Origin of the sequence: Kitasatospora sp. NPDC088548 (assembly GCF_044753005.1) — a bacterium.
In the GTDB taxonomy this organism is placed as follows: Bacteria; Actinomycetota; Actinomycetes; order Streptomycetales; family Streptomycetaceae; genus Kitasatospora.
This window is the reverse complement of sequence record NZ_JBIVMI010000019.1, coordinates 131680-157627: the sequence shown is the minus strand read 5'-3', so window position 1 is coordinate 157627 and position 25948 is coordinate 131680. Positions and strand designations below refer to the sequence as shown.

The following is a 25948-nucleotide window of genomic DNA, read 5'->3' as shown; positions in this document are numbered from 1 at the left end:
CGTACCCCCCCCCCCCCCCCCCCCCCCCCCCCCCCCCCCCCCCCCCCCCCACCCCCCCCGCCCCCCCCCCCCCCCGGGGCCCCCCCGCCCCCCCCCCCCCCCCCCCCCCCCGGGGCTGACGGAGTGTGGCCTTCGTTCCGCTCCACGTCAATCGACCGGTCGAAACCCACCGAAACCGGCCAATCCGCGCTGGATCTGATCGATTTTGTACGAATTCCAGGCATGTCACATCAGTCGCCTGCGCGATTTGTCCGTATTGTTACTCACTAGATCGTGATCTTTCGCTAAAGCCGGGCACGGTAGCTGCCGAAGCAGACTGTGACCCTTTCCAAACGCGGAACACTCCGACCGCCCCCATCGGGGTTCCGTCCGCCACTCCCCGCAGGAGGCCTGGTGTCGGTCCTTCTTGAGCACCCCGCAAACGTGGTCGCCTACCGGCCGACCAAGCCCACCGCCATGGTGGTCATCGCCGATCCCCGCGTCCGAAACACCGTCACCCGCCACCTGTGGGCCCTCGGCGTCCGAGACGTGATCGAAGTGTCCTCGATCGCGGAGGCCCGCCCCCGGGTCTCCACCCCACGCGACATCTGCGTCGCCGACGTGCACCTCCCGGACGGCTCCGGGCTGACCATCCTGGCCGAGACCCGCGCCGCGGGCTGGCCCAACGGCCTGGCACTCTCCGCCGCCGACGACATCGGCGCCGTCCGCAGCGCGCTGGCCGGCGGCGTCAAGGGCTACGTCGTCACCGGGACGCGCACCAACGTCGCCATGCCGGGCCGCCCGGGCCTGCCGCTCGGCGCGGGCGGCCTGGCCGGCCGGATGCGGCGCCCCGGCATGCCGGGCGTGCCGGGCTCGGCCGGTGTGCCGGGCGCCCCCGGAGCCCCCGGAGCGCCGGGCGCACAGCAGGCCGCGTACCGCGAGCTCTCCGGCCGCGAGGTGGAGGTGCTGCGGCTGGTCGCGGAGGGCCAGTCCAACAAGGCGATCGGTGTGGCGATGGGCCTGTCCGCGCTCACCGTGAAGAGCCACCTCGCCCGGATCGCCCGGAAGCTCGGTACCGGCGACCGGGCCGGGATGGTCGCGGTCGCGTTGCGGACCGGAATCATTCACTGACGCCCTAGGTGGGACCGCTGCGGCGGCCCTGGAGGAACGTTTCCTCCAGGGCCGTATTTTCGCCCGCTCGCCTCTGTGTTTTCGCCCGCTCGCCTCCGGGGCGCTCTGGTCCGGTGCCGACGGTCGTCGCTCCAAGGCCCCTCGTTCCTCGGGGCCTCCTCGCTCCTTCCTTTCGGCACCGGCGCGCCCCTTCGGCTCGGGGCGGGTAGGGCGGGCTGGGGCGGGCGGAACGAGGCGAACGGGTGGGAGCGGGTTGGGATTGGTGCGGCGCTTCGGCTCGGACCGGGTGGGCGGAGAGATCGTCATGGACCCGGTCTGACCAGTCCGACAACACTCCCGGTTCTGAGGACCGTCGTACCCTTGGTGGGTGACCGACGCCGTAGCAGCCATCCCAGAAGAAGCAGCCCCGGTCCCGCTCCTTGAGCCGAAGGAGGGGATCCCGCCAGTCGTGGCGGACGAGGGGGCGCTGGCCGCCACCGTCGCCGCCTTCGCCGCGGGTACCGGACCGGTCGCCGTCGATGCCGAGCGGGCCTCCGGCTACCGCTACGGACAGCGCGCGTACCTCATCCAGCTCCGCCGCGCGGGCGCCGGCTCCGCGCTGATCGACCCGATCGCCTGCCCCGACCTCAGTGGGCTGGGCGCCGCCCTCGCGGACACCGAATGGGTGGTGCACGCCGCCACCCAGGACCTGCCCTGCCTGGCCGAGGTCGGCATGAGACCCCAGAGACTGTTCGACACCGAGCTGGCCGGGCGGATCGCCGGCTTCGCCCGGGTCGGCCTCGGGCCGATGACCGAGAGCGTGCTCGGGCTGAGCCTGGCCAAGGAGCACTCGGCGGTCGACTGGTCCACCCGCCCGCTGCCCGAGCCCTGGCTGCGCTACGCCGCTCTGGACGTCGAGGTGCTGGTCGAGCTGCGTGACGCACTCGAACAGGAGCTGGACGCCCAGGGCAAGCTCGACTGGGCGCTGGAGGAGTTCGCCGCGATCGCCGCCGCGCCCCGGCCCGCGCCGCGCACCGACCCGTGGCGCCGCACCTCCCAGCTGCACAAGGTCCGCCGGCGCCGCCAGCTGGCCGTGGTGCGCGAGCTGTGGCTGACCAGGGACCGGACCGCGCAGGAGCGCGACATCTCGCCGGGCCGGGTGCTCTCGGACGCCGCGATCGTCAACGCCGCGCTGGCCATGCCGCTCAACATCGCCGCCCTCCAGGGCGTTCAGGGCTTCGGGCCGCGGGTGCACCGGCGCCAGCTGGAACAGTGGCTGGCGGCCGTACAGCGGGGCCGGGACGTCCCGGAGAACCAGCTGCCGCCCGCCGCCGCACCGCACGACGGCCCGCCGCCGCCGCGCGCCTGGGCCGAGAAGGACCCGGTGGCCGCCGCCCGGCTGTCCGGGGCGCGGGCCGCGGTGAGCGAGCTGGCCGAGCGGCACAACCTGCCGGCCGAGAACCTGATCACCCCGGACCTGGTCCGCCGGGTCTCCTGGGAACCGCCGGCCGACGCCGACGCCGAACGGGTGGCCGCCGCGCTGCGCCGGCTCGGCGCCCGGCAGTGGCAGGTGGAGCTGGTGGCACCGGCGATGGCCGCGGCCTTCGCCAAGGCGGCGGCCCAGGAGAACTGAGCGGCACCGGCACACGGAGGTACGCCGAAAGGGGATGTCGTCACGGACGGCATCCCCTTTCGGCGTACCCGGGCCGGGGGAGTCCGCAGAGGCATGTGACGGGGTGTGGCGGGGACGTGGCGCGGGACACACGGGGAGATCGGGCCGCCGGGCCTGGGCAGGTTGGTTACCGACGGGTAGCATGGCGGTGGAGCGGCGCCGCCCGGGTCTTCGACGGCGGCGGCCTGCCCACCTCAACCGTTGGTCCCTGGGAGGAGAGCCCCCGTGCCTCGTACCGCGAGGGACGTCGTCTTCGTCGATGGCGTCCGCACCCCGTTCGGCAAGGCCGGCCCGAAGGGCATCTACCACGAGACCCGCGCCGACGACCTGGTCGTCAAGTGCATCCGGGAACTCGTACGCCGTAACCCGAACCTGCCCGTCGAGCGGATCGACGAGGTCGCCGTCGCGGCCACCACGCAGATCGGCGACCAGGGGCTGACCATCGGCCGCACCGCCGCCCTGCTGTCCGGCCTGCCGAAGTCCGTCCCGGGCTACGCGATCGACCGGATGTGCGCCGGCGCGCTGACCGCCGTCACCACCACCGCCGGCGGCATCGCCTTCGGCGCGTACGACGTGGTCGTGGCCGGCGGCGTCGAGCACATGGGCCGCCACCCGATGGGCGAGGGCGTCGACCCCAACCCGCGCTTCGTCTCCGAGAAGCTGGTCGACGAGTCCGCCCTGTTCATGGGCATGACCGCGGAGAACCTGCACGACCGGTTCCCGCACCTGACCAAGGAGCGCTGCGACGCCTACGCCGTGCGCTCGCAGGAGAAGGCCGCCAAGGCGTACGCCAACGGCGACATCCAGCCCGACCTGGTGCCGATCTCGATCCGCAACACCAACCCCGAGGTCGGCGAGACCGGCTGGGGCCTGGCCACCGTGGACGAGCCGATGCGCCCGGGCACCACCCTGGAGAACCTGGCGGGCCTCAAGACCCCGTTCCGCCCGCACGGCAACGTCACCGCGGGCAACTCGGCCGGTCTGAACGACGGCGCCACCGCCTCGCTGCTGGCCGCCGAGGACGTCGCCGAGGAGCTCGGCCTCCCGGTGAGGATGCGGCTGGTCTCGTTCGCCTTCGCGGGCGTCGAGCCCGAGGTCATGGGCATCGGCCCGGTGCCGGCCACCGAGAAGGCGCTGGCCAAGGCCGGTCTGACCATCGACGACATCCAGGCCTTCGAGATCAACGAGGCCTTCGCCGTCCAGGTGCTCGCCTTCCTGGACCACTACGGCATCGCGGACGACGACGAGCGGGTCAACCCGTACGGCGGCGCGATCGCCTACGGCCACCCGCTGGCCTCCTCCGGCGTGCGCCTGATGAACCAGCTGGCCCGCCGCTTCGGGCAGCGCCCGGACGTCCGCTACGGCCTCACCACGATGTGCATCGGCTTCGGCATGGGCGGCACGATCATCTGGGAGAACCCGCACTGGAGCGGAGCCACCGAGCAGGCAGAGTCCGAGGGCGGTAAGTGACCATGAGCACCACTGAGCTGCTGCAGCACGGCGCCGGGCTGTTCCCCGGCGAGGTCGTGACCACCGCGCACGTACGCCACCTGGACCTGCCGCTGCGGGCCGGACGGCTGGCCCTGATCACCCTGGACAACGGCTTCGACCACACCAAGCCGACCACCTTCGGCCCGGGCTCGCTGCTGAAGCTGTCCGCCGCACTCGACCAGGTCGAGGCGGAGGCCGCCGAGGGGACGATCGTCGGCGTCGCCGTCACCGGCAAGCCGTTCATCTTCGCGGTCGGCGCCGACCTCAAGGGCGTCGAGCTGCTCAAGGAGCACGCGGACGCGCTGGCCATCGGCAAGGGCGGCCACGAGGTCTTCAAGCGGATCGCCGCGCTGCCCGTCCCGTCCTTCGCCTACTACAACGGCGCGGCGATGGGCGGCGGCGTCGAGGTCGGCCTGCACTGCACCTACCGCACGGTCAGCGCGGGCGTGCCGGCCTTCTCGCTGCCCGAGGTCTTCCTGGGCCTCGTCCCGGGCTGGGGCGGCTGCACCCTCCTGCCGAACCTGGTCGGTCCGGCGAAGGCCGTCAAGGTGATCATCGAGAACTCGATGAGCCAGAACAAGCAGCTCAAGGGCGCGGACGTGTTCGAGCTCGGCATCGCGGACGCGATCTTCGAGCCGGCCGACTTCCTGGAGCAGTCGCTGCTGTGGACCGCCAAGGTCCTCAACGGCGACGTCGTGGTCGAGCGCGAGGAGATCGACCGCGGCAAGGCCTGGGACGACGCCGTCGCCTGGGGCCGGCTGGTCGCCGACGCCAAGGTGCACGGTGCCGCTCCGGCCGCGTACAAGGCGCTGGACATCATCGCCCGGGTCAAGGACCAGGACCTGCAGGCGGGCTTCGACGCCGAGGACGCGGCCCTGGCCGACCTCATCATGAGCGGCGAGCTGCGCAGCGGCATCTACGCCTTCAACCTGGTGCAGCGCCGGGCCAAGCGCCCGTTCGGCGCGCCGGACAAGTCGCTGGCCCGCCCGGTCACCAAGGTCGGCGTGGTCGGCGCCGGTCTGATGGCCTCGCAGCTGGCGCTGCTGTTCGCCCGCCGGCTGGAGGTGCCGGTGGTCCTCACCGACATCGACCAGGAGCGCATCGACAAGGGCGTCGGCTACGTCCACACCGAGATCGACAAGCTGCTCGGCAAGGGGCGGATCGGCCAGGACAAGGCCAACCGCCTCAAGGGCCTGGTCACCGGCTCGCTCGACAAGGCCGCCGGCTTCGCCGACGCGGACTTCGTGATCGAGGCCGTGTTCGAGGAGATGGGCGTCAAGCAGACCGTCTTCGCCGACCTGGAGAACGTGGTCTCGCCGACCTGTGTGCTGGCGACCAACACCTCCTCGCTCTCGGTCACCGAGATGGCCTCGAAGCTGAAGCACCCCGAGCGGGTCGTCGGCTTCCACTTCTTCAACCCGGTCGCGATCCTCCCGCTGCTGGAGATCGTCCGCGGCGAGCAGACCGACGACGCCTCGCTGGCCACGGCCTTCGGCGTCTCGAAGAAGCTGAAGAAGACCGCCGTACTGGTCAAGGACGCCCCGGCGTTCGTGGTGAACCGGATCCTGACCCGCTTCATGGGCGAGATCCAGAGCATCATCGACGAGGGCACCCCGATCGCCACCGTCGAGAAGGGCGTCGAGCCGCTCGGTCTGCCGATGTCCCCGATCGTGCTGCTGGAGCTGGTCGGCCCGGCCATCGCGCTGCATGTCTCGGAGACCCTGCACGGCGCCTTCCCGGAGCGGTTCACCGTCTCCGAGAACCTCGGCCGGGTGGTCAAGGCCGGCAAGCGCGGCTTCTACACCTGGGTCGACGGCAAGCAGGTCCTCGACCCCGAGGTGCTGGAGCTGCTGACCTTCGGCGACTCCGTGCTGACCGAGGAGCAGGTCCTCGACCGCGCGCTGGAGGCCGTGACGCAGGAGATCGGCCTGATGCTGGCGGAGGGTGTCGTCGCCGAGGCGCAGGACATCGACCTCTGCATGATCACCGGTGCCGGCTGGCCCTTCCACCTGGGCGGGATCACCCCGTACCTGGACCGTTCGGGCGTCGCCGAGCGGGTGAACGGCAAGAGGTTCCTCGCCCCGGGCGTGGCCTCCGTCCCCGCGTAACGCGGCCGGACCCGCAGGAGCCCCGGTGACCTCCACGGTCACCGGGGCTCCTGCTCGTGTGCCGGGCCCGGGGCTCAGCGCTTGAGGCGGTAGACCACGGTGTCGGCGAAGACGCCGACCATCTCGTAGTGGGTGTCCAGCAGGTTCTCGATCTTCGGCACCAGCCCGGGCTGGTACGGGGCGAGGCCGGAGTCGTCCACCACGACCTCGGGCAGGCTCTTGGCGATCTCCTGGTCGAAGGTCTGCCAGGCGTTGCTGACGCTGAACTGTTCGCCGACGTTCGGGTTGCCGTCCTTGCCGCCGCTGTAGTTCGTCAGGAAGCCCGCCGTCAGGTAGCGGGTGGCCGGCTTGCGGTCGGCCAGCCAGTACAGCTCCGGGTGCATGCCCCAGACCAGCACGGTGTCCTTCGGCGTGGTCTGCGCGGCGACGGCGGTGGCGACCTCCGTGGTCCGGTCGAGCCGCTCCCCCGGCCAGGCCAGCGCCAGGCCCCAGAACACCGTCGCGACGGCCGTGGTGTACACCAGGACCGGCCGCCAGCGGACCGCCGAGGTGGCGACCGCGCCGGTGCCCAGCAGCACCAGCGGGGGCATCAGCTGCAGGTAGTAGTGGCCGAAGAAGTGGAAGCCGACACTGACCGCGACGGCCGAGGAGAGCAGCCAGACCCAGAGGTCGGTGGTGGAGCCGTGCTCCTCCCCCGCGACGGGCAGCGGGCGGTGGCGGTACTTCAGCCAGAGCCGGCGCCCGACCGGCAGCAGGAAGCCCAGGCCGGCCCCCACCAGGATCGCGGAGTTGCCCAGCGCCCGGCCGGTCATCTGGAGCCAGGCACCGCCGAAGGAGGCGTAGTCGCCGCTGCCGGTGACCACCCAGAACAGGAAGCCCTTGGGCTTGGTGAGGATCACCGCGACCAGCGCTATCGGCAGCGTGAACCCGAAACCGATCTTGAACAGGGCGGGCAGCCAGCGCACCCCGCGCCGGCGGGCGTCCTGGAACAGCATCCAGAGCACCGGCAGCATCACGGCGCCGCCGGTCTGCTTGGTCAGCGAACAGAGCGCCACCGCGATGCCCGCGGCCAGCCAGCGGCGCCGCTCGGCGTACCGGAAGGCGGCCACCATGGCGGGCAGCATGAAGACCTCGAAGGTGGCCGCCTGGGTGTCCTCCGGGGAGAGCCCGATGGAGACCAGCAGGTAGAGCAGGCCCGCCCCGGCGCCGGCCCGGTTGCCCCAGCGGCCGCGGGCGATCGAGGCCAGCAGGATCGCGGTGACCAGGTGGGCGACCACGGCCAGGGTGCGCAGCGGCCAGAGCGAGGCGGAGCCGAAGACGGTGAAGCAGGCCTGGTAGAGCCAGGGCAGCAGCGGCGGCTTGCGGTCCACGACGGTGTCGTACAGCACCCCGCCGTCGGAGAGCATCCGCGCCTGGGTGGCCAGGAAGCCCTCGTCGGGGCTCCAGACCGGCCGGACGAAGGAGGGGATGTGGGTGACGAGCGCGACCAGGGCCAGCACCGGCACCAGCCTCGTCCAGTAACCCGTACGGACGCCCGCCCAGCGGTCGGCCAGGAAGGCCGCCATGGGCAGGCGCTGGGCCGGGCCGGCGAGGCGTGGGTGGGTGGGGGTCGTCGGCACGAGTGACAACCTACCGGGCGGGATCGGCGCGGGCAGCGCCGGTCCCGCCTTTCGGTGCGATTATCAGCCTTGCCTGTGACGAACTGTTACAGAGTTGCGTCGGTCGGCCGTCCGTGGGACGGCCCGGGCCCCGGTCAGGCCTCGACGGGGGCCACGTCCAGCCGGGAGACCAGCGCGGTGACCCGGCGGGCGATGTCCGGGGCGTTGAGGCCGATCTCGGCGAGGATCTCGGCCCGCGAGGCGTGGTCCAGGAACTGCTGCGGGATGCCGAAGTCACGCACCGGCACGTCCACCTCGGCGTCGCGCAGCGCCTGCGCCACGGCCGCGCCCACACCGCCGACCCGGCCATTGTCCTCGATCGTGACGACCACCCGGTGCTCGGCCGCCAGGCCGGGCAGGGCGGCGTCCACCGGCTTGACCCAGCGCGGGTCCACCACGGTGGCGGTGATGCCCTGGGCGGCCAGCAGGTCGGCCACCTCCAGGCTGGCGGGGGCCATCGCGCCGACCGAGACGATCAGCACGTCGGCACGGCGGTCGCCGGCCGGGGCCTCGGCCGCGCGCAGCACGTCCATGCCGCCGACCCGGCCGACCGCGGCGACGGCCGGGCCGACCGTGCCCTTGGAGTAGCGGACCACGGTCGGGGCGTCCCCGACCTGGACGGCCTCGCGCAGCTGGGCGCGGAGCTGGTCGGCGTCACGCGGGGCGGCCAGCCGCAGGCCGGGGACGACCTGCAGGATCGACATGTCCCACATGCCGTTGTGCGAGGCGCCGTCGGTGCCGGTGACGCCGGAGCGGTCCAGCACGAAGGTGACGCCCAGCTTGTGCAGGGCGACGTCCATCAGGACCTGGTCGAAGGCCCGGTTGAGGAAGGTCGCGTAGACCGCGAAGACCGGGTGCAGGCCGTTGGTGGCCATACCCGCGGCACTGGTGACGGCGTGCTGCTCGGCGATGCCGACGTCGAAGATGCGCTCCGGGAAGGCCTTGGCGAACGGCGCCAGGCCCACCGGGTGGAGCATCGCCGCGGTGATGCCGACGATGTCCTCGCGCTCGTGGCCGAGCGCGACCATCTCCTCGCCGAAGACCGACGTCCAGTCCTTGCCGGAGCTCTTGATCGGCAGACCGGTCTCCGGGTGGATCACGCCGACCGCGTGGAAGCGGTCCTCGTCGTTGTTCTCGGCGGCGTGGTAGCCGCGCCCCTTCTCGGTGAGGCAGTGCACGATCACCGGGCCGCCGAAACCGCGCGCCTTGGTCAGCGCGGACTCCAGGGCGGTGAGGTCGTGGCCGTCGATCGGGCCGATGTACTTGAGGCCGAGGTCCTCGAACATGCCCTGCGGGGCGATGAAGTCCTTCAGGCCCTTCTTGGCGCCGTGCAGGGTCTCGAACAGCTGCTGGCCGACCACGGGGGTGCGCTGCAGCGCGTCCTTGCCCCAGGAGAGGAAGCGCTCGTAGCCCTGGGTGGTGCGCAGCGTGGCGAGGTGGTTGGCCATGCCGCCGATGGTCGGCGAGTAGGAGCGCTCGTTGTCGTTGACGACGATGACGAGCGGACGGTCCTTGGCGTCGGCGATGTTGTTGAGCGCCTCCCAGGCCATCCCGCCGGTGAGCGCGCCGTCGCCGATGACGGCGACGACCGGGCGGTCCTGGTGCCCCTGGATCTGGTTGGCCTTGGCGAGACCGTCGGCGTACGAGAGCACGGTGGAGGCGTGCGAGTTCTCGATCACGTCGTGCTCGGACTCGGCGCGGGAGGGGTAGCCGGAGAGGCCGTCCTTCATCCGCAGCCGGGAGAAGTCCTGGCGGCCGGTGAGCAGCTTGTGGACGTAGCTCTGGTGGCCGGTGTCGAAGAGGATGCGGTCGCGCGGGGAGTCGAAGACCCGGTGCAGCGCGATGGTCAGCTCCACCACGCCGAGGTTGGGCCCGAGGTGGCCGCCCGTCTTGGAGACCTCCGTCACCAGGAAGGTCCGGATCTCCTGGGCCAGTGCGGCCAGCTGTCCGGGCGTGAGCCGGTCGAGATCGCGCGGTCCCCGAATGCGGGTCAGCAGGGCCACCCGTTCCTCCTCGTTCAAAGTTGCGGACCGCGGGGGTCCGACGGGCGTCGCTGCCCGGTGTGCCGGCGCGCTCCGACGGTCTCGGTCGGTGCCGACCGGTCGAGTCTAATGTCCGCCTCCCGGACACCGAGCGGCGCGCCCGGTGCCACCGGCCGGTTACCGCCGGCCGCCGGGGTGCGGCCCGCACCCGGATCCGGCCGGGGCCGCGCCCCGCTCAGGGCCGGGCGACGGACGCCGGGACCGGGCGGCCGACGGCGCCCGACTCGTCCATCTCGCTCATCACCAGGGCGAGCGCGCCGAGCACCTCGGCCCGGCCGCCCAGGGTGCCGGGGACCACCGAGAGCTGACGGGCGGCGCTGGGGATGGCGTACCGGGCCACCGAGTCCCGGATCGGGCCGAGCACCAGCTCACCGGCCTCGGCGAGGTCTCCGCCGAGGATGACCCGGCGGGGGTTGAGCAGGTTGCAGAGGGTGGCGACGCCACTGCCGATCTGCCGGCCGGCGTCGGCGATCACCCGGCGGCAGCCGAGGTCGCCGTGGTGGGCCAGCTCGACCACCCGGGGCAGGGTGAGCCCGGTGCCGAGGGTGGGGGTGAGCAGGCCGAGCAGGTAGCGGGAGCCGACGAAGGTCTCCAGGCAGCCCCGGTTGCCGCAGCGGCAGACCGGGCCGGCCTCGTCCAGGGTGATGTGCCCGATCTCACCGGCGGTGCCGCCCGGGCCGCGGTAGAGCTGGCCGTTGACGACCAGACCGGCGCCGACGCCGCTGGCCACCTTGATGTAGGCGAGGTCGCTCACCCCGCGGCCGGCGCCCCAGACCAGCTCGCCGAGCGCGCCGAGGTTGGCGTCGTTGTCCACGTGCACCGGCATGCCGAGCCGCTCGGCCAGCTCCCGGCCGGGGGCGATGCCGGTCCAGCCGGGCAGGATCGCGGTGGAGCCGAGGGCGCCGGTCTCCACGTCGATCGGGCCGGGCACGCCGAGGCCGACGCCGATCACCTTGTCGGGGCGGAAACCGGCCTGCTGGAGCAGCCGCTCGACCAGCGCCTCGGCGCGGTCGAAGCCCTGCTCGGCGGAGACGTCGACGTCGATCGGCGCGCTCTCCTCGGCGAGCACCCGGTGCGCCAGGTTGCCGACGGCGACCCGGAGATGGGTGTGGCCGAAATCGATGCCCACCACGATCCCCGCGTCGCCGCTGAGCGAGACGCTGCGGGCGCGGCGGCCGCCGGAGGAGGTGTCGGCGACCACGACGGTGCCGCCCTCCTTCAGCTCCCGGACGATGTTGGACACGGTGGCCGCCGAGAGGCCGGTGCCGCGGGCGATCTCCGCCTGGGTCAGCGAGCCGGCCATCCGTACCGCCCGCAGCACCCGGTCCAGGTTCGCCCGGTGCAGCGAGGACTGCGAGCCCGGTGTGTCCGTCGACATGATCGACCCTCCCAACGGCGAGGGAACCCCTCCGCCGGGCGTCCCCTTCAACTCCTGAAGCCTACGGCGCGGAGCGGCCCGGGGGTGCGGTCCGGGGCGGGACCGGACGGCGGCGGCCGGTGCGGTCCGGGGCCGTCGCGCAGGGGTCCGGGGGCTCCTGAGGAGGGCCCGGGAAAGCCCACCCGTACGATGGTGCCCAATCTCACCCGCCCCACCGGCCCCGGATGTGAACCGGCCGGGGGGCGCTTCCAGACATGACGGGGCAGCAGATGGCAGGGGATCACCCGATACCGGGGACAGGCGATTCGTCCGGCGGCGGTGCGCAGGGCAACCGGGGCGTCTCACTCGGGCGCACGCCCGGCGGCGTGGACCCGGCCGCCGTGGCGGACCAGAGGACACATGTCGACGGGGCGCCGGTCCCGGGCCGGGTCGCACCGGCCGCGCCCGGCACACCACCGCCGCCCGGGCCGCCGCCGGCTCCGGCTCCGGCTCCGGGCAGCGAGTACGCCTACGCGCCCACCGCGGCCGCGTTCCCCGCGCAGAGCGCGCCGCCGCCCCCGCCGGGCGCACCGGTCGGCCCGTACGACCCGGCTCCGCCGTACCAGGCGCCCGTCGCCGGCCAGCCGTACGGCTACCCCGCCCCGCCACCGGCCAACGGCTACGGGTACCCGCAGCAGGCCGGGTACGGCTACCAGGGCGTGCCGGTGCCGCCCGCGCCGAAGCAGCGCAACCCGGTGATGCTCTGGGGCGGGATCATCGGCGGCGTGCTGGCGATCGCCATCGTGGCCGGCCTGGTCGTGCTCCTCACCGACGACCCCAAGCACGACCCCGTGGCGAGCACCGGGGGCACCGTCACCGGCGGCAGCGTCACCGGCGGGACCACCGACGACCCGACCACCTCGAACTCCCCGAGCGCCAGCGCCAGTGGCGGCACCGGCGGCGGCAAGGCGGGCGCCTACAACCTCGCCTGGAACGCCGCCAAGCCCGCCAACGCCGGCAGCGGCTCCCAGGTCCTCGGGGCCTGGGGCACCGACAAGGTCCTCGTCCGCGCGGACACCACCGGCATCCGGGCCGTCAACGCCTCCGACGGCAAGGAGGCGTGGACCATCGCGCCGCCGGCCGGCGCGAAGGAGTTCTGCACCGTCTCGCACGGGGTGAACTCCAAGCACGTGGTCGCGGTGTCGCTCAACACCGGTGACAGCGACTGCTCCACGGTCGGCACGGTGGACCTCACCAGCGGCAAGCTGCTCTGGTCGACCAAGGTGACCACCGACCGGCTCTCCGGGCCGACCCTGAGCATCACCGACAAGACCGTCGTGATCGCCGGCACCGCCATCGGCGCGGTCAGCATCACCGACGGCTCGCCGGTCTGGCAGTACCAGCCGCGCGAGAAGAACTGTTCCGTCTACAGCAGGGCGGCCGGCAACCAGATCGCGATCAGCGACCGCTGCTACCAGGGCTCCAACACCACGGCGCAGCTCCAGATCGTGGACGCGGAGACCGGCAAGGCCACCAGCGGCGCGCTCCCGCTGGACGACCTGGAACACGTCGACAAGGCCCTCTCGTCCTCGCCCCTGGTGCTGCTGATCACCAACAACACCAGCGGCGACTACGTGCTGCCGTTCGACAAGAGCAACAAGCCGATGGCCAAGCTGCCGGTCAAGGAAGCCGGTTCGGACAGCCTGCGGCTCTCCGGCGAGCACGAGGCGTTCACCCAGAACGTGATCAGCGGCACCACGCTGTACGCGCAGGTCAACGGCACCAAGCCGGCCATCAACGCGTACGACCTGACCACCGGCAAGCGGCTCTGGTCCTCCACCGGCGGCACCAACCAGGGCATCCGGCTGGTCTCCGGCACCGACAAGGACGGCCGGGTCCGCGCGGTGCTGGACATGGGCTACAACAAGGACGCCAAGCTGGTCACGCTCGCGCCCACCGACGGCTCGGTGAGCGAACTCGGCGACCTCGCGGCGCCGAAGGGCACCTACACCATCTCCAGCAGCACGGAGTACGTGATCCAGCCGGACGGCTCGCTCGTCGGCTTCGCCCGCAGCGGCGGCTCGGACGCGCCGGTCTTCAAGTACGCCAAGAAGTGAGGCACCGCCACCCCGGGAAATGCGGTCGGCGCGAGATGCGCTGACCCCCCGTCGCGGGCGGGGCGGGACGGGCCGAACGGCCTGCTCCGCCCCGCCCGCGATTATTCGCCGGCCCCGCGCGTTGGGCATGGGAGGATGCGAAGCATCAGCCTGACGAAGGAGTCCTGCGAGTGCCCGGCACCAACCTGACCCGTGAGGAGGCCCGCACCCGGGCCGACCTCCTGCACGTGGACGCGTACGACATCGAGCTCGACCTGAGCTCGGCCCGCGAAGGAGGCACCTTCCGGTCCACCACCGTGGTCCGGTTCACCGCGAGCACCCCCGGCGCGGCCACCTTCATCGACCTGGTGGCACCGAGCGTCGAGGAGATCACGCTCAACGGCGAGCGGATCGACACCGCGAACTTCGCCGACAGCCGGATCGCGCTGCCCGGCCTCGCCGCCGAGAACGAGCTGCGGGTGGTCGCCGACTGCGCCTACACCAACACCGGTGAGGGCCTGCACCGGTTCGTCGACCCGGTCGACGGCGAGACCTACCTGTACACCCAGTTCGAGGTGCCGGACGCCCGCCGCGTCTTCGCCTCCTTCGAACAGCCCGACCTCAAGGCCGCGTTCACCTTCCGGGTGACCGCCCCCCGGGGCTGGGTCGTGGTCTCCAACTCCCCCACCCCGGTCCCGACCGGCGAGGGCGACACCCAGGTCTGGACGTTCGAGCCGACCGGCCGGATCTCCACCTACATCACCGCGCTCGTCGCCGGCCCGTACGTCGGTGTCTTCGACAGCTACGAGAACGGCGACCAGAAGGTGCCGCTGGGCGTCTACTGCCGGCCCTCGCTGCGCGAGTTCCTGGACGCCGAGGCGATCTTCGCGGTCACCAAGCAGGGCTTCGACTACTTCCAGGAGAAGTTCGACTACCCGTACCCGTTCGCCAAGTACGACCAGCTCTTCGTCCCGGAGTTCAACGCCGGCGCGATGGAGAACGCGGGCGCCGTCACCCTGCGCGACCAGTACGTGTTCCGTTCCAAGGTGACCGACGCCGCGTACGAGCAGCGGGCCGCGACGATCCTGCACGAGCTGGCCCACATGTGGTTCGGCGACCTCGTCACCATGGAGTGGTGGAACGACCTCTGGCTGAACGAGTCGTTCGCGACCTTCGCCGAGGCCGTCTGCCAGGCCGAGGCCCCCGGCTCCAAGTGGCCGCACTCCTGGACCACCTTCGCCAACCAGATGAAGACCTGGGCGTACCGGCAGGACCAGCTGCCGTCCACCCACCCGATCATGGCCGAGATCAACGACCTCGAAGACGTCATGGTCAACTTCGACGGCATCACCTACGCCAAGGGCGCCTCGGTGCTCAAGCAGCTGGTGGCGTACGTCGGCCAGGACGCCTTCTTCCAGGGCGTGCAGGCGTACTTCAAGCGGCACGCCTGGGGCAACACCCGCCTGAGCGACCTGCTCGGCGCGCTGGAGGAGACCAGCGGGCGCGACCTCAAGGCCTGGTCCAAGGCCTGGCTGGAGACCGCCGGGATCAACGTGCTGCGCCCGGAGCTCACCCTCGACGGCGACGGCGCGATCGAGACCTTCACCGTCCTTCAGGAGGCCCCCGCGCTGCCGGCCGGCGCCCGCGGCGAGGCCGTGCTGCGCCCGCACCGGATCGCCATCGGCCTCTACGAGCCGGCCGACGGCGCGCTGGTGCGCACCGGCCGGATCGAGCTGGACGTCGACGGCCCGCGCACCGACGTCCCGGAGCTGGTCGGCCGCCACCGCCCGGCCGTCATCCTGCTCAACGACGACGACCTCTCCTACGCCAAGGTCCGCCTCGACGAGGACTCGCTGGCCGTCGTCACCGAGCACCTCGGCGGTTTCGCCGACTCGCTGCCGCGCGCCCTGTGCTGGGCCTCCGCCTGGGACATGACCCGCGACGGCGAGCTGGCCGCCCGCGACTACCTCGCGCTGGCGCTCTCCGGCCTGGAGCGGGAGTCCGACATCGGCGTCGTCCAGTCGGTGCACCGTCAGGTCAAGCTGGCCCTCGACGCCTACGCCGACCCGGCCTGGCGCGAGCAGGGTCTGGCCCGCTGGGCCGAGGCCGCCGAGGAGCGGCTGCGCGCCGCCGAGCCCGGCAGCGACCACCAGCTGGCCTGGGCCCGCACGCTGGCCGGCGTCGCCCGCACCGACGGGCAGCTCGGTCTGCTCGCCGGGCTGCTGGACGGCTCGGTCGAGCTGAAGGGCCTGGCCGTGGACACCGAGCTGCGCTGGACGCTGCTCGCCCGGCTGGCCGCCACCGGCCGCGCCGACGACGCGGCGGTCGAGGCCGAGCTGGCCCGCGACAACACCGCGGCCGGCCAGGAGCACGCCGCCAGCTGCCGGGCCGCCCGGCCGACCGCCGAGGCCAAGGCCGCGGCCTGGGCCTCCGTGGTGGAGTCGGACACGCTCACCAACTACGTCCAGGACGCGGTGATCGCCGGCTTCCAGCAGGCCGACCAGCGCGAGCTGCTCGCCCCCTACACCGCGAAGTACTTCGCGGCCGTCAAGGGCGTCTGGGAGACCCGCAGCCACGAGATCTCGCAGCAGATCGTCGTCGGCCTGTACCCGGCGCTCCAGGTCGAGCAGGCCACCCTGGACGCCACCGACGCGTGGCTGGCCTCGGCCGAACCGGCCCCGGCGCTGCGCCGGCAGGTCGTCGAGGCGCGGGCCGGTGTGGAGCGCGCGCTGAAGGCCCAGGCGGCCGACCGGGCGGCGGGCGCCCGGAGCTGATCCCGCGGGAACGCCCGAAGGGGCGCCGGACCTGGTCCGGCGCCCCTTCGGGGTCTGTACGGGTCCTGTGGCGGGCCCTCGGGCTACTTCTTCTTGGCCTTGCCGCCGTACGGCAGACCGGCCAGGGCGGCGATGATCACGAAGGCCGCGATCGGGGCCAGCACGTACAGGCCGAGGGTCTGGGCGACGCTCAGGCCGCTACCCGGGTCGTCGCCGTCGTCCCGGGTGAGGGCCATGGCGGGCGACGACAGCAGCATCATCAGCGTGACCGTTGCGGAGACCGCGCCGGCTCGCAAAGCGTTCCTCTTGTCCACGTCGCCCAACTTACCCGTCGTTTACGCGGGCGCGCTCGGCGGGGTCGGCCTTTCGGACCGGGTCGGCGGGGGCTGGGTCGGCGGGGGCTGGGGTACCGGGGCCGCCCGGCGGGGACGGCTGTGGCTGCGGCCCGGCGCGCAGGAGATCGGGCAGGGCCCGGGCGGCCGGTACCGCGGCCAGGGCGTCCAGCGTCACCGGGTGGCCCTCGGCGTCGGCGACCGGCAACCGCCAGTTGGGGTACTGGTCCCAGGTGCCGGGCAGGTTCTGCGGGCGCGGATCGCCCACCAGGTCCGGCAGCCAGACGCCGACCAGCCCGGCCGGGGTGGCCGCCAGGAAGCGGTACAGCGCCTGCGCGGAGAGCGGCTCGCCCTCGGCCAGCAGGCCCAGCCGGAGCAGTTCCGCCCGCCAGTCGGCCAGCTCCGCCGCCGCCTCGGCCTGCTCCTCGCCGAGCGCGCGGGCCAGCAGGCCGAGCCGGTGCCGCAGTTCGACGTGCTCGCCGGAGAGCCGGGCCGCGGTGCTCGGCAGGTCGTGGGTGGTCAGGGTGGCCAGGCTGCCCGGCCGCCAGCGTTCGGGGGGCAGGATCTCCCCCTTGGCCTGCCAGTCCCGCTCGAACCAGAGGACGGACGTGCCGAGGATGCCGCGCGCCGCCAGCTCCTCCCGCACCCCCGGCTCCACCGTGCCCAGATCCTCGCCGATCACGGCGGTACCGGCCCGGTGCGCCTCCAGGGCGAGCACCCCGAGCATCGCCTCGGCGTCGTAGCGGACGTAGGCGCCCTCGGTCGGCGCGTGCCCGGCCGGCACCCACCAGAGCCGGAACAGGCCCATCACGTGGTCGACCCGGATCGCCCCGGCGTGCCGGGCGGCGGCGCGCAACAGCTCGGCGTACGGGGCGTAGCCGGCCGCGGCGAGCGCGTCCGGGCGCCAGGGCGGCAGGCCCCAGTCCTGGCCGTGGGCGTTGAACGCGTCCGGCGGTGCGCCGACCGAGATGCCGCCGGCCAGCACGTCCTGGAGCACCCAGGCGTCGGCGCCGTCCGGGTGCGCGCCGACCGCCAGGTCGTGGATCAGGCCGACGGGCATCCCGGCGGTCTCGGCGGCCCGCTGGGCGTGGGCGAGCTGCTGGCCCACCTGCCAGGCGAGCCAGCGGTGGAACTCGGCCCGGTCCGCCAGCTCCTCGGCGGCGCGGGCGGTCTGCGGGCCGTCCGGGTGGCGCAGGTCCTTCGGCCAGCCGTGCCAGTCGGCGCCGTGCACCTCGGCGAGGGCGTTCCAGAGCGCGTGGCGTCGCAGCCACTCGCCCTCACGGGCCTGGTACGCCTGGAAGGCCGCCTCCCGTCCCACGCCGCGCGGCACCTGGTACAGCAGTTGCAGGGCCTCGCGCTTCAGCGCCCAGACGGCGTCCCGGTCGATCAGCCCGTCGTGGCTCAGCACCTCGGCCCGCAGCCGCGCCGCGCGCCGGCCCAGCTCCTCCGCCTCGGCGCGCTGCTCGCCCGTCAGATAGCCGTACTCGGGCACCGCCTCGATCCGCAGGTGCACCGGGTCGGCGAAGCGGCGGGAGGAGGGGCGGTACGGGGAGGGGTCGGAGGGGACGGCGGGCAGGGCGGCGTGCAGCGGGTTGATCTGCACGAAGCCCGCGCCGAGGCCGCCCGCCCACTGGGCGAGCTCGACGAGGTCCCCTAGGTCGCCCATGCCCCAGGAGCGGTCGGAGAGCACGGAGTACAGCTGGGCGAGGAAGCCCCAGCCGCGGCCGGGGAGCTGGGGCAGCCGCTCCGGTGCGACGATCAGCGGCGCCCGGCCGCTGCGCTCCGGGGTCTCCGCCGTGAGGGTGTGCCGCCCGAGCGGCAGGTCGGCGGGCAGCCAGTGCGAGTGCCCGCGCGGCAGCTCCCAGCGGCCGCCGTCCTCCAGCTCGACGGTCAGCCGCGCGTCGGCCGGCACGTCCAGCGCGGTGCGCCGGCCGGCCCGGACCACCACGCACGGCGGCAGCAACCGGGCCGCCAGCGCTGCCCGGTGACGCTCCAGCGCCTCCCGGGCGGCCTCCGGCGTCCCCGCCTCCACCCCGAGCGCGGCCAGCACCGCCACCAGCGTCCGCGCCCCCACCGGCACGGCCCCGCTCCCCGGGTTGTACCTCGTGTCCACCCCGTACGCGTGCGCCAGCGCCACCAGTTCGGCCGGAGGCGCCGGCGCGTCCTGCGCCGGCACCTCAAGGCTGTCGGCTCCGTTACGGTCGAGATAAGCGGCCACTCGCGGCTCCTGCGATGTCTCGGCAACGCCCTGTCAGGACAGCCACAGTCCTACCCGCGTGACGGGCCGGTGACCCGGCGCGACACGGGCGCGCTACGCCCGGGGCACCTCGGTCGGCGCGCTGCTCGGGCATCCGCGGCAGGATCGACTGATTGTCCGACTCCGGCCGCGGCCCGGGCCCGCGACGCCGGTCGGTGTCGCGGGCCCGGGGTGTGTTCGGGGGCGGTCTTTACAGATGATCAAATAGGACAAACTTGGCATAGCCGTCGGTGACATTGACACCGGAACACCCAGCTGGTGGGCTTTGGCCGCGATGTGGTTCCAGCCCGGCGAGGAGGCTCCTGTGCAAGCCCGAGTATCCGTCTTCGCCGGGCGGCGGCTGCGGCAGCAGGTGGAGCAGAGTGCCGCGCTGCGGGATGTGCTCCAGCATCCGGCGGCGGTCTCGGCGCGGCAGGTAACGGCGCGGACCTGCCGCCAGCTGGCGCCGCGGACGGCGGACCGGCTGATCGCGGATCTCAAGGGGACGGAGCCGTTGCTGGCCTCGGTGCGCGCCGAGCGGGCGGCGGCCGACCGGCCGGGGGCGCCGGGCCGGCGGACGCTGCGGCTCGCGGCGACGCTGTCGGCGGCGGCCGTGGTCGGCGGGCTGCTGGCGGGGTCCGTGCCGTCGGTGGCGTACGCGGCGGCGCCGGGGCCGGATGTGGTGAGCAGCGCGCCGCAGACCCCGCTGGGCAGTGTGAGCAACCCTCAGGTGTTCCCGCGGCCGCAGGAGCAGAGTGTGGCCGGGAAGCCGGTCGCGGTGCCGGCGGCGGTGACGCTGGTGGTCGCGCCGAAGGCGGACCACGGTGCGGTGGACGCCGTCCGGGAGGTGCTGGAGATCGCCGGGGCGACCTCGGTGACGCCGCAGGAGGAGGCCGACGCGCCGGCCGCCGGTTCGCTGGTGGTGTACGTCGGCGGGCCCGCCGAGGGCGCGGGCGGCGCGGTGGACAGGGTGCTGCGCGGGCTGACCGCGGCGGCCGGCGGCAAGGACGTCGCCGCGCCCTCGCCCGGCGGGCTGCCGGCCGGCGGGTACGTGCTGTCGGCCGGTCAGCTGCCGGCCCAGGGCGGCGGGACGTACGGCGCGGTGGTGCTGGCCGGCACGGACGCGGCCGGGACGTTCTACGCCGCGCAGAGCCTGCGCCAGCTGCTCGCGGCGGTGCCGGCCGGGCAGGGGCAGGCGCCGGGTGCGGCCGGTCTCGGCCTGCCGGGCATCACGCTGCGCGACTGGCCCTCGGGCGCGCCGGTGCGGGGCACCGCCGAGGCGTTCTACGGCACCCCGTGGAGCCAGCAGCAGCGGCTGGACCAGCTGGACTTCCTCGGCCGTTCCAAGCAGAACTTCTACCTCTACGCCCCGGGCGACGACCCGTACCGGCTCTCCCGCTGGCGCACCGCCTACCCGCAGGCGCAGACCGAGGAGCTGCGCGCGCTGGGCGCCCGGGCCTGGCGCAACCACGTCACCCTCGGGTACTCGATCGACCCCGGGCAGTCGTTCTGCTACAGCTCGGGCCGGGACGCGGACGCGCTGGTGGCCAAGCTGGACGGGCTGCGCAAGCTCGGCTTCACCGCCTTCCAGCTGCAGTTCCTGGACGTCAGCTACGACGAGTGGCACTGCGGCGACGACCGCTCCAGGTACGGCACCGGGCCGGCCGCCGCCGCCAAGGCGCAGGCCGAGCTGGTGGCCAAGGTGCAGGACCGGCTGATCGCGAAGAACCCCGGGCTGGCGCCGCTCACCGTGGTGCCCACCGAGTACCACCAGCAGGGCACCACGCCCTACCGCAAGGCGCTGGCGGCCGCGCTGCCGGCCGGGGTGCAGGTCGCCTGGAGCGGTGTCGGGGTGATCCCGGAGAAGATCACGGGCGCTCAGGCCGCCGAGACCGGGGACCTGTACGGGCACCCGCTGGTCACCATGGACAACTACCCGGTCAACGACGCCACCCCGGACCGGCTCTTCCTCGGCGCTTACACCGGGCGCGACCCCGGGGTCGCCACCCGCTCCGCGGCGATGCTCACCGGCGCGATGCGGCAGCCGGTCGCCTCCCGGATCGCGCTCGCCACCGCGGGCGACTTCGCCTGGAACCCGTCCGGTTACAAGCCGGACGAGTCCTGGCAGGCCGCGCTGCGCTCGCTGGCCGGCCCGACCGGCGGCGGCGCCACGCCCGCCGGGGCGGCGCTCGCCGCCGTCACCGCGCTGGCCGGCAACAGCTCGTCCTCGCCGCTGTCCAAGCAGGAGTCCGGCTACCTCACGCCGCTGCTGGAGCGGTTCTGGGCCACCGCCGAGCCGAACGCCGGCGCCGCCCCCGACCTCGCCAAGCTGATACAGGCGGCGGCCCCGCTGCGGGAGGCCTTCGCCGCGATGGCGGACGCCCGGCAGACCCTGGCCGCCACCCAGGCCACCGCCCCGCTGGCCGCCGAGGCCGCCCCCTGGCTGGCCCCGCTGCACGACTACGGCCTGGCCGGGCAGGCCGCGCTGGACATGCTGCTGGCCCAGCACGGCGGCGACGGCCCGGCCGCCTGGAAGGCCCGGGTCGAGCTCAACAAGTTGCGCGAACAGCTCGGGCAGAGCCCGGCGACGGTCGGCGCGGGCGTGCTCGACCCGTTCCTGGAGCGCGCCGTCGCGGCCGCCGACACCTGGGCCGGTGTGGCCGGTGGCGGCGTCACGCCGACCACCACCCTGGGCACCGCGCACGACCACCTGCCGGCCCTGATGACCGACGGCGTCGCCGACACCTTCTACTGGAGCTCGGCACCCCCGCAGCCCGGCGACTCGGTGGGCCTGGACCTCGGCGGCGGCCGCCCGGTCGGCAGTGTCACCGTGCTGATGGGCTCCTGGGGCAGCGGCCCGGACGGCGCCAGCGCGATCGACGACTACATCCGCGACGGTGTCCTGGAGTACTCCACCGGCGAGGGCGGCTGGAAGCAGCTCGCCCAGGTGAAGAACCAGAAGAGCGTCACCGCGCAGCTGCCCGCCGGGACGGTCGTCCGGGCCGTGCGGCTGCGCGCCACCGCCGCGCAGAAGACCGCCGTGGCGGTGCGCGAGTTCTCCGTCACCGCGCCGGACGACGCCCCGGCCAGCGTCTCCGGCGGCCCCGGCGCCCTGCCCGGCTCCTCGCCGTCCGCCGTGCTGGACGGCAACCCGGACACCGCCTACCGGGCGGCCACCGCGCCGACCGCGACGGACGAGCCGCTCACCGTCGAGCTGGGCGCGGCCCGCCCGCTGGACCGGCTCACCGTGCTCACCGACCCGGGCGTGCGGGCCACCGCCACCGTCTCGGTGCGCCATGCCGACGGCACCTGGGTGCAGATCGGCACCGTCCAGCCGGGCTACAACGAGCTGTCGGCCGGCGGCCAGGTCGCGGACGCGTTCCGGCTGGCCTGGAAGCCCGGCGGGGAGCCTCCGGTGGTCAACCAGGTGATCCCCTGGTACGCGGACGCCCCGGCGGCCCGGCTGAGCCTCTCCGACCCCGCGCTGGACGTGGTGACCGGCGCGGCCGCCCCCACCCAGACCCGGGTGACGGTCGAGGCGGGCCGCCCGGAGGGGACCGCCGGCGAGCTGCGGACCGAGGTGCCGGCCGCGGCCAAGGGCCTCACGGTGGCCCCGGCGGCCGGGCTGACCGTGCCGCGCGGGGGCCGGGTGGGCGTGCCGCTGCTGGTCACGGCCGCGCCGGGGACGCCGTCCGGGACGTACCAGGTGCCGGTGCTGTTCGTGGCCGGCGCGACCACCGTGCGGCAGGTGCTCCAGGTGCACGTGGTGCCGCCGACCGGCGGCCCGGACCTGGCCGTCGGCGCGCAGGCGACCTCCTCGGGCGACGAGACCTCGTCCTTCCCCGCCTCGGCGGTGGCCGACGGCGACCCGAAGACCCGCTGGTCCTCGCCGGCCCGGGACGACGCCTGGGTGCGGCTGGAGCTGCCGCAGGCCGCCCACCTGGGGGCGGCGGTGCTGCACTGGCAGGCCGCGTACGCCTCCGCGTACAAGATCCAGACCTCGCCGGACGGCGTCACCTGGACCACGGTGGCGACGGTGGACGACGGCAAGGGCGGTGACGAGACGGTGCGCTTCGACGCGCCGGGGGCGAGGTTCCTGCGGGTGCAGGGCGTGGCCAGGGCCACCAAGTACGGCTACTCGCTCTGGGGCGTCGAGCTGTTCGCCGTCACTCCGGAGGCCCCGCCGGCCGGTCAGCCGAACCAGCCCGGTACGCCGGGTGCGCCCGGCACCCCCGCCCAGCCGGTGACGCCGCCGGTGGCGCCCGGCACCCCGCCGCAGAAGCCGTAGCGGAGTCTGCGGCGCAGTCCGTCGCGGAGTCCGCGGCAGGCCCCGGACGGCGGGCCGCCGCGCTCCCCGGGGCGGGGTGCGCGGCGGCCCATGAGGCGTACCGGAGATATGACGGGCAAGCCCTTGTGGAGCGGGATCAGGCGGAGAGCGGTTCGGGATGCTCACCGCGGCGGACGGGGGGCTGGTGGGCGGAGTGCGCCCGGCCGAGGGGCACGGGGTGCGCGGCCTCGGTATGGTCGTGGTGCTCGTACTCGCCCCACTGCGGGGCGCGCATCAGGTCGCCGCCGCCGTAGGGCTCCAGATAGGGCCGCCAGCGCGGGTCCTTGATCCCGGTGCCGATGATGCGCCAGGCCAGCCCGCTGGGCGGGGCCGGTGGGCGCTTCATCCGCCAGCCGAGTTCGGTGAGGTGGCGGTCGGCCTTGGTGTGGTTGCAGCGGCGGCAGGCGGCCACCACGTTGTCCCACCGGTGCTGGCCGCCCCGGCTGCGCGGGATGACGTGGTCGACGCTGGTGGCGGCGGCCCCGCAGTAGACACAACGGCCGTGGTCACGGGCGAACAGCGCCCGGCGGGTGAGCGGGACGGGCCCGCAGAACGGGACCCGGACGAAGCGGGTCAGACGGACGACGGACGGCGCCGGAAGGGCGCTGGTGGCGCTGTGCAGAGTGACTCCCGAGTCCTCCAGGCTGACCGCCTTGTGGTTGAGGACCAGGATGAGTGCGCGGCGCATCGATACGACGCCGAGTGGCTCGTAGGACGCGTTGAGGACCAGGACATGCGGCACGGATGCCTCCTTGGACGCCTGCGGCGCGTGGCTCGCGCCGGGACGAGCGGTTGGATCACACAGCGGGTGCGTGATCTCCCCCAGTGTCGCCTTACGCCTTTGTACGGCGCCACCACTCCTGTGTAACGGACCTGACGTGAACTCCGGGTGTGGCTTCTGTCATACCCGGTATGCCCGGGCGAAGGACGGGTTGCACCCGGGCGCCCTCCCGGGGGACGGCTCGGCCGGTCGGAGCAGCGGCGTGACCGCCGCCGACGGGGTGGTGTGGGGGGCGCGACGGTGCGTTGACGGGGCGTCCGGGCCTGGTCCGCGCGCCGTCGGCGTGTCCGACGGGTGGTTCGGCGGCGGATAGGCTAAGGCGGACGGTCCGCAGGCCCCGGGGCGACCACCGCCACTGCCGGCGGGCCCGCCACGCTCCCTGCAGGAAGGTCCCGCACGTGTCCTGGTCCGGTGCCGCCGGCCTCCTCGCCGACGCGTCCACGAAGCTCACGGCCGCGGCGCTCTCGGCGACCACAGCCTCGTCCACGACGCCGAGCCCGTCCCCGAGCCCCACGGCGCCCGAGCTGCCGCAGCTCGACCTCAGAATCCCCACCAGCGCGCAGGAGGTCAGCGACACCACCAGGCAGGCGGCCGGCTGGCTCGACTCGCACTGGCAGGACTGGCTGGCCGGCGGGGTGCGGATCGTCTTCATCATCGTGCTGGCCCTGGTGCTGCGGGCCGTGGTGCGCAAGCTGATCACCCAGCTGATCGCCCGGATGATCAAGCCGGGCGAGGCCGACGACGAGCCGGGCCGGCTCGGCGGGCTGCTGGCCAACACCGGGGTGGTCAACCCGGAGCGCCGGCAGCAGCGCTCGGAGGCGATCGGCTCGGTGCTGCGCAGCGTGGCGTCGTTCTCCATCCTGGGCACGGCGGCGCTGATGGTGCTCTCGGCGCTCGGGGTCAATCTGGCACCGCTGCTGGCCAGCGCCGGTGTGGCCGGTGTGGCGATCGGTTTCGGCGCGCGCAACCTGGTGACGGACTTCCTCTCCGGGGTCTTCATGATCATGGAGGACCAGTACGGCGTCGGCGACGAGATCGACACCGGGGTGGCCTCCGGCACGGTGCTGGAGGTCGGCCTGCGGGTGACCAAGCTGCGCGGCGCGAACGGCGAGATCTGGTACATCCGCAACGGCGAGGTGAAGCGGATCGCCAATATGAGCCAGGGCTGGTCGACGGCCTCGGTGGACGTGCAGGTCGGCTACCGGGAGGACCTCGTCCAGGTCGAGGCGCTGATCCAGGAGACGGCGGAGGCGCTGGCCAAGGAGGCGCCGTTCGACGAGCTGGTCTGGGCGCCGGTCTCGATCCTGGGCGTGGAGTCGGTGGCGGTGGACTCGGTGGTGCTGCGGGTCGAGGCCAGGACGGCGCCGGGCAAGGCTCCGATGGTGGCGCGGGCGCTGCGGCAGCGGCTGAAGACGGCCTTCGACCTGGCCGGGATCAAGGTCAAGGAGGAGGTCCCGGCGGCGGCCGCCGACACCGGAGCGGCCACCGGCACGGCCGCCGCCGCGGTGGTGCTGACGACCGCCTCGGCGACCACGCCCGCCGATGCCGCGCCGCCGTCCGCGCTGGCGGACCCGGCGTCGCCGCGCTCCCTGGCGACGGCGCCGATACCGGCACCGTTGCGGCCCGCCGAGGACGGCGCCAAGGCGCCCTGAGCGGCCGCCCGGCTCCGGGCCGGGTCCGTCCGTACACCGCCGAGCCCCGCTCCCCCTTCGCCCAGGGGGAGCGGGGCTCTCGCGTGTGCGGGCACGGCGGACCGGGGCGGGGCGCGAGCAGGCCCCGCGTGCGCGGGCTCACGCTTCGACGCGCCCGGGTAACGGTCCCGCGCGCCCGGGTAACGCTTCGGCATCCACCGGCCGGAGGGCCATTGACACCCCTCTGGCGGGGTCATACGGTCCTGTCACAAGCGAACTGGAAAGTTTCCTAACAGTTCGCCCGACGGTTCGTCCCGGGCACCGGCGCGTCACTCGGCCGCGCCCCCGGACACC

14 protein-coding genes are annotated in these 25948 nt (G+C 73.8%); 8 read left to right on the top strand and 6 right to left on the bottom strand.

Translation table 11 applies throughout. The annotated features are described in order from the left end of the window. Positions 1-393: 393 nt before the first annotated feature. The 4 genes from ACIP82_RS23920 to ACIP82_RS23905 all read left to right on the top strand — a co-directional run bounded on the left by ACIP82_RS23920 (position 394) and on the right by ACIP82_RS23905 (position 6360). Positions 394-1110: a response regulator transcription factor gene (locus ACIP82_RS23920; RefSeq protein WP_363613457.1), complete on the top strand. Its 717-nt coding sequence runs from the start codon at positions 394-396 to the stop codon at positions 1108-1110. A 367-nt stretch (positions 1111-1477) separates the two neighbouring features. Then, positions 1478-2722 carry a ribonuclease D gene (locus ACIP82_RS23915; RefSeq protein WP_363613455.1) on the top strand — a complete coding sequence of 415 codons (1245 nt, stop codon included), beginning with the start codon at positions 1478-1480 and terminating at the stop codon, positions 2720-2722. 264 nt (positions 2723-2986) lie between these two features. After that, positions 2987-4231 (top strand): acetyl-CoA C-acyltransferase, encoded by a 1245-nt coding sequence (locus tag ACIP82_RS23910; RefSeq protein ID WP_363613453.1) that lies wholly within the window; start codon positions 2987-2989, stop codon positions 4229-4231. Between the two features lie 2 nt (positions 4232-4233). Next, the gene (locus ACIP82_RS23905; protein ID WP_363613451.1) at positions 4234-6360 is read left to right on the top strand and encodes a 3-hydroxyacyl-CoA dehydrogenase NAD-binding domain-containing protein; all 2127 of its coding nucleotides are present in this window, start codon (positions 4234-4236) and stop codon (positions 6358-6360) included. A 74-nt stretch (positions 6361-6434) separates the two neighbouring features. On the opposite strand, the gene ACIP82_RS23900 is transcribed toward ACIP82_RS23905, so the two are convergent. The 3 genes from ACIP82_RS23900 to ACIP82_RS23890 all read right to left on the bottom strand — a co-directional run bounded on the left by ACIP82_RS23900 (position 6435) and on the right by ACIP82_RS23890 (position 11438). Further along, positions 6435-7979, bottom strand: coding sequence for an ArnT family glycosyltransferase (locus ACIP82_RS23900; RefSeq protein WP_400655965.1), 1545 nt, complete (start codon positions 7977-7979; stop codon positions 6435-6437). Between the two features lie 134 nt (positions 7980-8113). Then, a complete protein-coding gene (dxs, locus tag ACIP82_RS23895; RefSeq protein ID WP_400655963.1) occupies positions 8114-10021 on the bottom strand; it encodes a 1-deoxy-D-xylulose-5-phosphate synthase in 1908 nt (635 codons plus the stop codon). Between the two features lie 214 nt (positions 10022-10235). Then, positions 10236-11438 carry an ROK family transcriptional regulator gene (locus tag ACIP82_RS23890; RefSeq protein WP_363613445.1) on the bottom strand — a complete coding sequence of 401 codons (1203 nt, stop codon included), beginning with the start codon at positions 11436-11438 and terminating at the stop codon, positions 10236-10238. A gap of 380 nt (positions 11439-11818) precedes the next feature. Between ACIP82_RS23890 and ACIP82_RS23885 the strand changes: the two genes are divergently transcribed. Both ACIP82_RS23885 and pepN read left to right on the top strand, forming a co-directional pair. Beyond that, positions 11819-13534 (top strand): PQQ-binding-like beta-propeller repeat protein, encoded by a 1716-nt coding sequence (locus tag ACIP82_RS23885; protein ID WP_400655960.1) that lies wholly within the window; start codon positions 11819-11821, stop codon positions 13532-13534. A 170-nt stretch (positions 13535-13704) separates the two neighbouring features. Next, positions 13705-16287, top strand: a complete 2583-nt coding sequence (pepN, locus tag ACIP82_RS23880; RefSeq protein ID WP_400655958.1) for an aminopeptidase N — start codon at positions 13705-13707, stop codon at positions 16285-16287. 83 nt (positions 16288-16370) lie between these two features. Here the strand turns inward: pepN and ACIP82_RS23875 are convergent, their stop codons facing one another. Together ACIP82_RS23875 and malQ are read right to left on the bottom strand one after the other, a co-directional pair. After that, on the bottom strand, positions 16371-16601 hold the full coding sequence (locus ACIP82_RS23875) for a hypothetical protein (protein WP_363613439.1): 231 nt from the start codon (positions 16599-16601) through the stop codon (positions 16371-16373). A gap of 10 nt (positions 16602-16611) precedes the next feature. Then, on the bottom strand, positions 16612-18795 hold the full coding sequence (gene malQ, locus ACIP82_RS23870; protein WP_400655989.1) for a 4-alpha-glucanotransferase: 2184 nt from the start codon (positions 18793-18795) through the stop codon (positions 16612-16614). Between the two features lie 385 nt (positions 18796-19180). Here malQ and ACIP82_RS23865 point away from each other — a divergent pair, with 385 nt between their 5' ends. After that, positions 19181-23143, top strand: coding sequence for a beta-N-acetylglucosaminidase domain-containing protein (locus tag ACIP82_RS23865; RefSeq protein WP_400655956.1), 3963 nt, complete (start codon positions 19181-19183; stop codon positions 23141-23143). Between the two features lie 136 nt (positions 23144-23279). On the opposite strand, the gene ACIP82_RS23860 is transcribed toward ACIP82_RS23865, so the two are convergent. Continuing rightward, positions 23280-23924, bottom strand: coding sequence for an HNH endonuclease (locus tag ACIP82_RS23860; protein WP_363613241.1), 645 nt, complete (start codon positions 23922-23924; stop codon positions 23280-23282). A 563-nt stretch (positions 23925-24487) separates the two neighbouring features. Between ACIP82_RS23860 and ACIP82_RS23855 the strand changes: the two genes are divergently transcribed. Continuing rightward, positions 24488-25615: a mechanosensitive ion channel family protein gene (locus ACIP82_RS23855; protein WP_400655986.1), complete on the top strand. Its 1128-nt coding sequence runs from the start codon at positions 24488-24490 to the stop codon at positions 25613-25615. Positions 25616-25948: the final 333 nt, after the last annotated feature.